An 11552-nucleotide genomic window follows, 5' to 3' on the forward strand; every position below is an offset into this window, starting at 1 on the left:
ATCCTTGCGTTTTGACGCGGTTGTGCTAGCGGTGCAGATGCTTGAGACGGAACCTAAACTCTAGGCCTTGCCTTTTTCGCGGGTGCGGGGCAGTGTCAGACCAAAGCGGGCTTTCAAAGCCTGCACCACCTCTTCGGCAGACTTCTGGCCAAAGTTTTTGATCTCCAGCAGATCTTCCTCGGTATAGAGCAGCAGATCGGCCACCGTGTTGATCTGAGCTCGCTTCAGACAGTTGTAGGCCCGTACCGAGAGCTGTAGCTCCTCGATGGGGATCTGGTTTTTTTGGTTGTCCTCGGCTGGCTGGGGCGGCACAGGAGCATCGAAGCTGACCTCCTGCAGCGGTGCGAACAAGCCCACCAAAATGCGGGCCGCTTGGCTGAGGGCCTCTTGCGGGGTGAGGCTGCCGTTGGTCCAGACTTCCAATATTAGCCGATCTTTTTCCAAAGATTGGCCGACCCGGGCTGCTTCCACGGCGTAGTTCACCTTGCGCACCGGCATGAAGACAGAGTCGATCTGCAGAAAATCGATTGCCATCGCCTTGCTGTCAGAGTAATCGACGGCGCGGTAGCCATGTCCCCGGCCAATCATGAACTCCATTTCCAAAATCGCCCCTTCCGCCAGGGTGGCAATGTGGTGACGGGGGTTGATCACCTCCACATCGCTGGGCAATTGCAGCTTCTCAGCAGTAACTTCCCCTGGCCCCTGAGCCACCAAGCGGCCCACCTGAGTCTCGGGGGAACTGGAGCGCAGCACCAGCTCCTTCATGTTTAGAAGGATCTCCATCACGTCTTCCCGCACCCCCGGCACCGTGGAAAACTCGTGGGTCACCCCGGCAATGCGTACAGCAGTCACCGCCGTCCCTTCTAGATTGGAGAGCAACACCCGCCGCAAAGCGTTGCCCACCGTGATCCCTTGGCCGCGCTCCAGTGGCCCCAGAGCAAATTTGCCGTAGTGAACGCCGTTATCATCCCGATGAGATTCAACACACTCGGTCTGGTAGGCAACAGCGCTTGCGCTCGCTCTGCTGCCCAGAGAGTGGGAGAGGGTTCGGCTGGTTTGAATCGTCATGGTGGCCCCGTCCGTCTGGCTCGACATCCGTTTGGAGAACTGATGAAACTTCGAGGTCATCTCACGCTTGGGCAGACCTGTAGCTCTGGAGCAAACTCCTACAGACGCTCGACCGGCCCTCAACGCGGGATCCTTTAGACACGCCGCCGCTTGGGGGGACGGCAACCGTTGTGGGGAATGGGGGTAATATCTCGAATAAGGGTAATTTCCAGGCCCGTTGCCTGTAGAGCGCGAATGGCGGTTTCCCGACCGGCTCCCGGCCCGCTCACCATCACTTCGATCTGGCGCATGCCGTTCTCCATGGCTTGACGCGCCGCACTTTCTGCTGCCATTTGGGCGGCGAAGGGAGTGCCCTTTTTGGCCCCTTTGAAGCCCGTAGAACCTGCCGAGGCCCAAGACACCACATCGCCGTTGGGATCCGTGATGGTGACGATGGTGTTGTTGAAGGTGGACTGAATGTAGGCCACCCCATTGGGGATGTTCTTTTTGACTTTACGTCCGCGCCGTTGCTGCCGAGCCATGATCCAGGTGTCCTTGCAATCGACTGTTTGGGGTTGGGATTCGGGATGGTGGAAGAGTTTTGCCTTCCGCGCAAAGCCGAGCGACTACTTCTTGGCAGGAGCTTTCTTCTTGCCGGCCACCGTTTTCCTGACCCCCTTTCGGGTGCGGGCGTTGGTGCGGGTGCGCTGACCACGCACGGGCAGACCCAGGCGATGGCGACGACCTCGATAGGTGCCGATGTCGATCAGCCGCTTGATGTTCATCGCCTCCTGGCGGCGCAGATCCCCTTCTACCTGGTATTCGCCCTCCACCACCGTTCGCAGGGCGGCCACCTCAGCGTCGGTGAGGTCGCGGGTACGAGTATCCGGATTGATGCCGGTCTTCGCCAAAATTTGGCGGGAGCGGGTCAGCCCAATGCCGTAAATATAGGTCAGGGCAATCTCCACTCGCTTTTCTCGGGGGATGTCAACTCCCGCAATCCGTGCCATAGTCAGGAGTACCTTATCGAAATCAAATCAAACCAAGTTGCCCGCCTGAGATGGGATTTTTATTCAGGGGGATGTGGCCGTGGAGATGCTGGTCTTGGGATCTATGCTCGCCGAGAGATCTGGCCAAAGTTTTGCTCAGTTGTGTCGGAAGCCTTTGCCTCTGTCTCCCGTTGCAGGCTGAACCCACCCACCATCGACCCTCTAGCCCTGCCGCTGCTTGTGCTTCGGGTTGGAAGAACAGATCACCATCACCCGACCATGGCGGCGGATGACTCGGCATTTCTCACAGATCCGACGGACGGAAGGCCGCACCTTCATGGTTGATCCTGACAAAACCAGCGAATATCCATTCTATGTTCGTCTGGGCAACCTGTCAAAATGTGTTTGGGTTTGCTGACAGCGAGCGGACAGTCGGGTTGGCTATGCTGGTTGGGCGAGGATCTCCTGAGTCAAAGTAGGCGCGACTGTGGGGTGGAGAAGGCCATGCGGTGGCAATGGCTGGTTGTGCTGAGCAGCGTGCTGGGGCTGGGATCCCCCGTGCTGGGGCAAGGGATCCCTTTGCCGGCAGCAGGCTCCTCCTCTGCGGTGGAGAACTTTTCGACGGACGGGAACGGCCTGAGGACAGAGGGGGATTGGCTTTTGCCCTTGCGCAGCTCTGCCGATCGCATCGATGGGGTACCGGATCGGGGCTGGGTCGCGGTTGGGCTGTTGGAGGAGCAGGCGGTGACTCTGCTGGATGGGGCCAGCGGGGATCCCTTGTGGCAGGCGGCGGTGGGGTTTGCCCCCAGTGTGGTGCGGGTGGATGAGGCGCGGCAGGTGGTCTATGCCTCTGGCCCCAATGCCCCTGGGCTGGTGGCCCTCGATCTGCTGACGGGGGAGCTGATTCAGGCTTATGGGTTGCCGGCAGGGGTTTTGGATATTGCCGTGGATGCGGCCACAGGGCGGGTTTTTGCCTCCCTGCCCTCTGCCCAGAGTTTGGCGGTGATGGCTGCTCCCCTTCGCAGCAGCGGTGCGGAGCACAAACGCCAAAGCGACCCCTCAGAGCAGCCGCAAGCCCGCAATTTGCCGATGCCCGGCCCCCCTTTGGCGCTGGCCTATGATGCGCAGCGGGGATCCCTGTTTGTGGGTCTAGCCGGGGAGGATCCCCTCAGTTTGCTGGTGGTCAACCCAGACAATGGGGAGTTGTTGGCCCGTTGGCGCGGCGGCAATACTCCGGAAGCGATGGCTTTGGATGCCGAACGGCAACGCTTGGTGGTGCTCAACTCCGGCAGCCAAGATCTAACAGTGCTGGATCTGAGCCGCAGCGGCGAGGCCCTGCAGCGGGTTGGCCTGGATTGGCGACCGACGCGGCTGGCCCTTTCCCCGGATGGACGTTGGGCTTACGTGACCTCCCGCGATAGCGACCGCCTGCAGCTGGTGGATTTACAGACGGGGCGATTGGTGGCCTCGCTGCGGCTGCAGGGACAGCCGACGGGTCTGGTGATGTTAGATGGTCGGGATCTGTGGGTGGTGGCAGCAGGGATCCCAGCTTTGCGCCGTTTGCAGGATACTCAGGCTCAAGTTGGCGACGGCGGGACAGAGGTCCTGAACGGGGGAGTCCCCTCTCCAGGCAACCGCGGTGTGGTGACCGGGCGGGTGCTGGATATTGCCGGCCAACCTGTTCAGACGGGGGTTTTGCACTTGGCCGCCACGCCAACCCAACCCCAGCAAACCGTCCGCATTGCTGCCGACGGCACTTATGTGCTGCCGGAACTGCCGGCTGGCCTGTATTTGGTGGATGTGGAGGTGCCGGGTTTTCCGCTGACCAGCACCCAGGTGGAAGTCCGGGCCGGCTTTGTCTCCACTCAGGATATTCGCCTGCCGCCAGGGGAACCGACCCGCCAGCCGGAGGGCATTGGCCTTTTGCCGGATGAACCCGTTTACTCGGATGAGCTGGCCCGCCACCTCAGCATGGCCCTGAAGGAGTTGCAGCCCCAGCGACCGGTGATCCTCTTGAAGGGGCCTTTGGGGCCGGATCCTCGGTTTGAGCCGCTTCTGCCCCTCACCCAGGGCCTAACGTTGTTGGATCGGGATGAGCGCTACACCGCCGACTTGGCCAAGCTGAAGGCCATCGGGGATGCCCTGGGATTGCGCTACATCCTTTTGACCCAGATGCAGATCTCGCGGGACTACAACCGCCAGGGCAACTCTCTGCTGAATACAGCCTTACGCTTTGTGGCCCCGACGGTGCCGGTGGAAATTCCCAACTTCACCCCCAACCAGCTGCGCAGCCGCGGGGTGGTGGTGGTGGTGGACTTGCAGAGGGATCGGCCTGGGGATCGGGCTCGCTACTACGAAGCCTATGGGCGGGATGATGTGGGCGGGGATCCGATGTTTGAAGATGCGGCAGCGGGCCTGTTTCGGCTGCAGGTGCGCAACATGGTGCCGGTGTTTGTCCAACAATGGCAAGCCAACAACCCCTTTTCGGGGTGAGGATCCCTGCAGCAGGATCTTGCCCTGTTCGCGTCAGGGGTGCGGAGCAGAATAGAACCGACTGCTACTACCGGATGCAACCTTCGCCATGCCTTTTTTCTTCTTTCATCCTCTCCGGCACAGGATTAGCTATCGCTACGCAACGCTCTCGCGAACAGGCAGTCTGGCCCTCTGCGGCTGGCTGGCACTGGCTTCAGGAGCGCTGGCTCAGGCTCCGGCCACCCCCATTCCGCGGTTGACGCCGTTGTTTCCCTCCCAAAACAGAGGGCAGCCCCAGGGAACGGCGCGGCTGGTGGGGCAGGTGAGCAACAGCGTGGGACAACCTGTGGCGGGGGCACAGGTGCAGTTGGAGGGCATGGAGAACCCCAATCAGCCGATTCAAACCGATGAGCGGGGCGCTTTTGAGCTAGACCATGCCCCAGCCGGGCGTTGGCTGTTGACGGTGTGGCACCCCGACTATGAAAAGGCAGAGCAGGAGATCCTGCTGCAAGGGGGCCTGACCACCCCTGTGGATGTGGTTTTGCAGGTGCCCATTCGGCCTCAACCCCGCCGTCGCCTTGGCATTTTGGGGGTGGGAGGGTTGGAGCACACCCAACTGTTGGGCCAGCGCCTGGCCATAGAGGCAGTGCGTCTGGGCTTGATCCCCAACGGCGAGAAGGTGGTGCCCCTGGACAACCGTCGCATTCAGCCCATTTTGCAGAAGGTGGGCTGGCCCATCTACGAGCTGTTTGAGTGGGATCGCCGCAAGCCGGAGGCGGTGGGCCAATTTTTCGATTACCTGGGCCTGGAAGCCATCGTCATCGCCCGCGTCGATGTCCTCACTCGACCAGCTTCGCCAACGGAGCTGAGCCTGCGTTCCCGCAGCCGCCTGGAACTGTGGCGGTTTGATGAGCAAGGCAACCTGGTGGCGGATGTCTTGGCCGAGGCCAGTCGCGATCAGGTGGAGCGGAGCAACCTCAATGCTGCCGAGCTGGCCCAGCTTTATCAAATCCAAGTCACCCAGATGGCTGCTGAGGTGGGATCCCGCTGGAAGGAGCATCACCCGCTGGCCCAGTACCTAGAACTGGCTCAGGGAGAAGCCCCACCCCCACGCTCTCGCCTGGATACGGCTGTGGAGCTGCGCATCCCCTCTGCCACACCGACTCCCTAGGTCTTAAGCAGAACAGCTCCGGGATCTCTTCTGTTGTCGTGAAAGAGATTGTCCTCTGAGTTCGTCTAGCAACGACGGGAGGAGCCGCCCGAAGAGTGGCGAGAAGAGCTGCCCCCCGATGAAGGGCGGGAGGAGGAGCCGAAAGAGCCAGAAGAGCGCGAGGAGCCGCCACAACAGGAGCTTGCAAAGCTTGGATCTGGTTTTGCAGTTGTCTGCAGCGACGCTGCCTGCGCCAGTACATTGTGCCGCCGATTATCCCTGCAGCACCTGCCCCCACCCCTACCAACGGCCAGGGCGAAGGGGGAGCATGACTCTAGTCAATAATAAGCTCAACTATACTGAAAATAATGTATAATATGTTCAGTACGGATTACTACCAGTTGATCTTTCTGTTTACTTTCGAGTCTGCCAACATGGTAGCCAAAGCAAAGCAGAAAATTGGTAGTAAGACGACACGGAAACTGCGCTTTGGGTATTCTACTCAAAGCTTTGCGGGATACCGCCATTCTGTTTGGACTCCGTCCCGCTAACGCGAATGGAGACAAACAGAATGCTATCGCTGCATAGTTGAACAGTGATGTTCAGCAGTGTTCAGCGTAAATGTATCAGGCGGGTAGGTCATGCCTCTGTTGAATTGCTGCCCGGCGCTGCAGCCGGCCTGACCGCGTCAGCGCTGCAGTTCCCCCACAGCACTTTTCTCCTGAGGCCAGCTTTCCCATTGGCTATTTCTGCCGGGGATCCCCCCCGGTTGCCCGCAGGACTCTGTCCCACCGGCGCGATAGGGCGAGCCACCCCAGTTTCAAGGCCAGCCCCAGCACCTGCCAGCCGCGCAACCGGATCACCAGGGATCCCCATCCGTGCCAACCGATGCGAGCGAAGGTCAAGCGCAGGTGTTGGGCCAACTGAGGGGGTAGAGCGGCGATTAGTCCCAAGCATTGCCCCGTCAAAGCCGGATCGGCAAAGCCAATTTCCACCCCTCCTTGCCAAGATTGGATGTGGAGCTGCTTGCCCAGCTTCCACAGGTAGGGCCAATCTCTGGGGGAGCAACGTTCTCCCCGCTGCGCCGGCCAACGGCCGCGAAGGCGCAGGGATCCCCAACGCCATTCCCAACCACGGCGGCTGCCCCGCACAGTCCACCCCCCCCACCCGTGCCATTTCCAGATCCAGGCAAGGGGGCCCTGCCAGGGTTTGCGGTAGCGCAGAATGAGCTGTTGAGGCCAGAACAAGAGAGTTCCCACAAAGACGGCCAGCAGCAATCCCAAAGGACTCCGTCCCGCTAACGCGAACAGCTTGAGCACCGACTGGGATCCTCCGCGGTCAATCCATAGCGGGCCAGAAAACGGGGCAAATCGACCACCAGGCAGGTGTAGGATCCCTGCATCACCAGCCGCTCCTGTTGGGTAATCTCGACCTGAAACCGAATGCGTCTTCCCTCCACGGCCACGACTTCGACCCGAACCTGCAAGGGATCCCCCGCCACCGCTGCCGACCGATGTTCCAAGGCAAAGCGGATCCCGACCGCCGCTTCCTCCGGCTCGTAGAAGGGCTGCAAGGTGTTGTGGCCGCACCGCTCGATCAACGTCAACAGAGCTGGGGATCCGATCACCTTCACACCGGGGTTGCCCAGAGCCTCAGCGGTTTGTTCTGGGCCGAGGATCCCTTGCCAGGTGCCGAGGGTGCCCAGGGGAACAGGTTTCATCAGCGGGCGGGGGCGCGCCTTCTCCCAGAGTGCCATAGGCTCCAGCCTTGCCAGAGCAGGAGAATCAACGCCAGGATCCCGACCACCCCGGCCAGCACCAGCGCCCGTTCCAGGCGGGTGGCATGGAAGCCGGTTACCGTCCAATCGCGGCTGAGGTTGGATCCCAGAATGGCGAGCGTGGCCAGAGCCAAACCAAGGACTCCGTCCCGCTGCCGCGAATGGATCCCTGGAGATTCCGCCCCTCTTCCCTCCTGCTGCAGGAGGATGGGCTGCAGCGCCGCCAGGATCAAAGCAGTCATCAAAGCTCCCAATAGGAAGGCCGCTTGCGGCTGAGCGTGAATGAAGTAGCCCACCCCCACCGGCAAAGCCAGGCTGGCCAGCGTCAGAGCGATCCCCGTCTGCAGGGGTTTGTCTGGCCCGTATAGCCAGTGAATGAGCGCCGCCAGCGCCATGGCCGCCATTCCCAGGTACAGCGCCGCCGACACATAGGGTTGGGTGAGGTCGATCCCGGCAACCTGCAGGTTGAACTGGTGCAACAGGTTTTGCAGCAGAGGGCGAGCCGACAAAAACAAAGCGGCCATGGCCCCCCAACGGCTGGGAAAAGCCAGACACCCCAGCCCCAAGAGCGCCGCCCCGTAGGATCCCCCCAATCGCAGCGCCAGCAGCGCTCCTCCGCCCACCAGCGTTAGGCCCACGCAGGCCTGCCAGAGCAGCCATCCTTGTTGCTCGGCAACGCTGACGCGACTGGCTGAAGCCTCCGGCCCGCTGACGCCAGCAGGTTCCCCTGCCGGCGCAGGGATCCCCCGTCCCGTCTGGTTCTCCAAGGCAAGCAAGGCCCACGAGAGCAGCACCCCTGCCCCGTAGAGCAAGGCCCAGAAGGGATCCTGGTATAGGCCGTTGCGGGTCAAGGCCAAGGCCAGCGCCAACGCCACCAGCCACCCCACCCCATGCCCCACTGCCGACAGCAGCCCGGGGGAGTCTTCTGAGGCGGTCAAGAGCGGCACAGTGCCTGCCACCAAGCTGAGGGCGGCCAGCCCCACCGGCAACAGCACCTGCCAAGGGAGATCCGGCTGGGATCCCATCTCCAGCAGGCGAGATCCCCAGGTTATGGCGGCAATGCCGCTCCACCCCTGGCCCAGCGCCATCAGCAACGACAGGGCTTCCGCTGCGGCCAAGACCCCCAGCAAAGGGATCCCCACCAAGCCCATCCCCAGGCCGCAGCCCCACAGAAAGAGCATTCCATGCTGCTCCGCAACGCTGATGCGACCGGGGGAGCCGACAGCCAGACTTTGCCAGGCCGCCAAACTGAGCAACAGCACCACCAGCCCTTGCCCGGCCCGACCGCAGCCACTCAACCCCAGTAAACCCACCCCCACCAGGCCCCCCAACAACAAAGCCAGGGGGATCAGATCCGGCAACTGACCCAGCCAGCACCCCAGCGCCGCCAAGGCCACCAAGCCCAGCCCCACTGCCGGTTGCCAGCGGCGAACGGATCCCCAGCGGCGATATCGAATCGCTTCCAACAGCAAGACCACCAAGCCAATCGCGGCCGCAATCGCCAAAACTCCACCCAGCACGTGCTCCCTGATACATTCACGCTGAACTCTCCTGAACATGGTTCAGGAAAGAAGCGATCGCATCCTGCCTATCTCTGAGCAGGAAGGCGGTATCCCGCAAAGCCCTGAGGAATACCCCCCGAGCGCTTTCCCCCTTCACTTCCCGGCAACCGTTGCGGTGGACTCAAGGATCAGGGGGAAACTTGGTCTACTATATCCCTCTCAATGACTTTTGCCAAACCGCCTAAAGCTCAGTAAATTCAGCAAAGTTCAGGGTTTTGGGGGTTAGAGGCATGCTCCTTTCAAGCCCTGCACCAACTATCGCCTATCGTTGTCCGCTCATCATCGCCATTCGCAGAAGCGTCGCGTAGGGATAAGGTTTGCTCCTTGCCCCAGACTCGGTGGAGGGCAGTGCCCCGCACCGCTAGTGCGTTTGCGTTTGTGAAAGCGTCGCGTGGCGATAACGCAAAGATAAGCTGGAGAAGATCAGCGAGCGGGCGTTCATGTCTTCAGAGCATTACAAGTTCGACCTTTTCTTGCGCTACCACCGAGAGCAAGCCCGGTGGGCGCGTCAACTGGCGGAGCGGCTGGATCGCGAGGGTTTCAAAGTCTGGTTTGACCGCTGGATGCTGCAGCCGGGGGATAACCGCAAGCTGGAGCTGCAACTGGCCATCGAACAATGCCGCTGGGTGGGAGTGGTGGCCTCTCCAGAGTTTGTTGCCGATCCCTGGCCAAGGGATGAGCTGTACAGCGGGTTTCCCCATGCCCCGGCACGACAAAACCAGCGCCTGCTGACGCTGCTGCACACCCCCACTGAGCTACCCCGCCCCCTGGAAGAGGCGCCCCTGCTGGATTTTACTGGCTCAGAAGAGGATCCGGTGCTGTTTGAGTACCGCGCCTTGGAGCTAATGCACTTTTTGGATCCCAGCTTCCCTGCCCCCGGGGATCTGCAGCGGTTCCGGCTGCAATACCGCCGCCGTGAGGGGAAAGAGTCCCTGGAAGATGAAGAGGTGCGGGGATTTCAGGCCTTTTTGCGGGCCATCCAGATGGCCATCCTGCGCATTGCCACGGGCGAAACCCCCTCCGCCACGCCAGAAGAAGGAGCGCGTCAGATCGCCATTTTGCAGTTCATTCAGCGGCTGTTTCAGTGGAACAGTGCCGACATCCAATTCGAGCGGGGGGAAGACTGGCGTCGCCGCGGCAACCTGACGGAAGCCCTGGCCGCCTACGACCGGGCTCTGAACATGGATCCCAACTTCGCCCTGGCTTGGAGCCGCCGTGGGGATGTGCTGGTGCAGCTGGCCCGCTACCGCGAGGCGGTGGACAGCTACAACGGATCCCTGAGCATCAACCCCTACGACGAAGAAACCCGGCTGCGCCTAGCCCTGATTCTGGGGCGCCTGGGGCAGTACAAGTCGGCGGTGGTTAACTACGACAAGGTGCTGGAGAGCAACCCGGAAGATGCTCTGGCCTGGCACAATCGCGGCATCCGCCTGCTGCAACTGAAGCGGTCTAAGCTGGCCCTGAACAGCCTGAACAAGGCGCTGCGCTACAACCCCAAGCAGCCCCGCACCTGGCTGGCCCGTGGGATCGTGCTGCGGCGGCTGCGTCGGCCTAGCTCGGCAGCGGCTAGTTTTGCGCGGGTTTTGAAGCTCAACCCCAGAAGTGCGCGGGTTTGGCGCTACCAAGGCAATGCCCTCTTCCACTGCCACCGGCTGCGCTCGGCTGTCGAGTGTTACAAGCGCTCGCTGCGGCTGCGTCGCCGGGATCCCATAACCCTGCACAACTTGGGGGTGGCCCTGCTGCGCTTGGGGCAGTATCGGCTGGCCAGCAAGGCCCTAGAACGCGCTCTGCGCTACGATGCCGACAACTACAAAAGCTGGTACGCCCGCGGTGTGGCCTTCCAGAAATTGGGCTACCTGAAAGAAGCCTGTATCCACTTCGAGGAAGCCCTCAAGATCAAGCCGGAGCACTTTCCGGCCCGCTATGCCTTGGCGGTAGCTCAGCAGGAGCTGGGGCAATATGAGGCCAGCCTACGGCATTTCCAGCGCTTGGTGCAGCAGCGTCCCGGCAGTTCTGCCTGCTGGTTTGGCCAGATCACCAGCCTGCGGCGTCTGGGCCGGCTGGAAGAAGCCCGTGCCGCCTGCCAGCAGATGCTCCGCCTCAACGAACGGGATCCCTGGGGCTGGTTTGCCCTGGGGTTGATCTACAGCGAGCTGAGGGATCCCGAACAAGCTGTGCAAGCCTACTCGCGGGTTTTGCAGCTCACCCCAGAAGATGCTGTGGCCCTCAACAACCGCGCCTGGGAAGCCTTGAAACTGGGGAAGCTGGAACCTGCCCTGGCAGACGCCCAACAGGCCACGCACCTGGATCCGCAGCGGCCCGCCTTTTGGCACACCCTGGGGCTGATTCAACTGCGGGCCGGCCAGCGAGAAGCCGCCCAGGCCAGCTTGCGGCGCTGTCTGGAGCTGGATCCGCAATTTCAGCCGGCCCAAGCTGCTTTGCAGGATTTGGCCCAAGAAGACTCGGCCTCCCCGGCGGGAATGGCTCTGCCGGAATTGGAAACCCTCACTCCCCAACCGCAGCCGGTTGACCCCAACCCCTAGCAGGATCCCCTG

The 11552-nt window shown here is 61.7% G+C and carries 10 protein-coding genes; 3 read left to right on the top strand and 7 right to left on the bottom strand.

Translation table 11 applies throughout. The features are described from left to right. Window positions 1–60 precede the first annotated feature (60 nt). From ACVWXF_RS03380 to rpmJ, 4 genes are all read right to left on the bottom strand, one after another. Entirely contained in the window at window positions 61–1068 is a 1008-nt protein-coding gene (locus ACVWXF_RS03380) for a DNA-directed RNA polymerase subunit alpha (RefSeq protein WP_457473665.1), read from the bottom strand. 134 nt (window positions 1069–1202) lie between these two features. Then, window positions 1203–1589 carry a 30S ribosomal protein S11 gene (rpsK, locus tag ACVWXF_RS03385; protein WP_011433189.1) on the bottom strand — a complete coding sequence of 129 codons (387 nt, stop codon included), beginning with the start codon at window positions 1587–1589 and terminating at the stop codon, window positions 1203–1205. 84 nt (window positions 1590–1673) lie between these two features. Further along, window positions 1674–2057 carry a 30S ribosomal protein S13 gene (rpsM, locus tag ACVWXF_RS03390; protein WP_011433188.1) on the bottom strand — a complete coding sequence of 128 codons (384 nt, stop codon included), beginning with the start codon at window positions 2055–2057 and terminating at the stop codon, window positions 1674–1676. 201 nt (window positions 2058–2258) lie between these two features. Further along, on the bottom strand, window positions 2259–2375 hold the full coding sequence (rpmJ, locus tag ACVWXF_RS03395; protein ID WP_011433187.1) for a 50S ribosomal protein L36: 117 nt from the start codon (window positions 2373–2375) through the stop codon (window positions 2259–2261). 165 nt (window positions 2376–2540) lie between these two features. On the opposite strand from rpmJ, the gene ACVWXF_RS03400 reads away from it, so the two are divergent. Next, on the top strand, window positions 2541–4529 hold the full coding sequence (locus ACVWXF_RS03400; RefSeq protein WP_457473630.1) for a carboxypeptidase regulatory-like domain-containing protein: 1989 nt from the start codon (window positions 2541–2543) through the stop codon (window positions 4527–4529). Between the two features lie 88 nt (window positions 4530–4617). Continuing rightward, the gene (locus ACVWXF_RS03405) at window positions 4618–5679 is read left to right on the top strand and encodes a carboxypeptidase-like regulatory domain-containing protein (protein WP_457473631.1); all 1062 of its coding nucleotides are present in this window, start codon (window positions 4618–4620) and stop codon (window positions 5677–5679) included. A gap of 722 nt (window positions 5680–6401) precedes the next feature. On the opposite strand, the gene ACVWXF_RS03410 is transcribed toward ACVWXF_RS03405, so the two are convergent. Genes ACVWXF_RS03410 through ACVWXF_RS03420 form a run of 3 tightly spaced genes read right to left on the bottom strand, consistent with a single transcriptional unit; the run spans window position 6402 to window position 8940 of the window. After that, window positions 6402–6977: a hypothetical protein gene (locus ACVWXF_RS03410; protein WP_457473632.1), complete on the bottom strand. Its 576-nt coding sequence runs from the start codon at window positions 6975–6977 to the stop codon at window positions 6402–6404. Next, on the bottom strand, window positions 6956–7414 hold the full coding sequence (locus ACVWXF_RS03415) for a thioesterase family protein (protein WP_457473633.1): 459 nt from the start codon (window positions 7412–7414) through the stop codon (window positions 6956–6958). The genes ACVWXF_RS03410 and ACVWXF_RS03415 overlap by 22 nt, the downstream gene beginning before the upstream one ends. After that, window positions 7378–8940, bottom strand: coding sequence for a hypothetical protein (locus ACVWXF_RS03420; RefSeq protein WP_457473634.1), 1563 nt, complete (start codon window positions 8938–8940; stop codon window positions 7378–7380). The genes ACVWXF_RS03415 and ACVWXF_RS03420 overlap by 37 nt, the downstream gene beginning before the upstream one ends. 497 nt (window positions 8941–9437) lie before the next feature. Here ACVWXF_RS03420 and ACVWXF_RS03425 point away from each other — a divergent pair, with 497 nt between their 5' ends. Beyond that, window positions 9438–11540, top strand: a complete 2103-nt coding sequence (locus ACVWXF_RS03425) for a tetratricopeptide repeat protein (protein WP_457473635.1) — start codon at window positions 9438–9440, stop codon at window positions 11538–11540. Window positions 11541–11552 lie beyond the last annotated feature (12 nt).

It is taken from the genome of Thermostichus sp. MS-CIW-40, assembly GCF_054058315.1.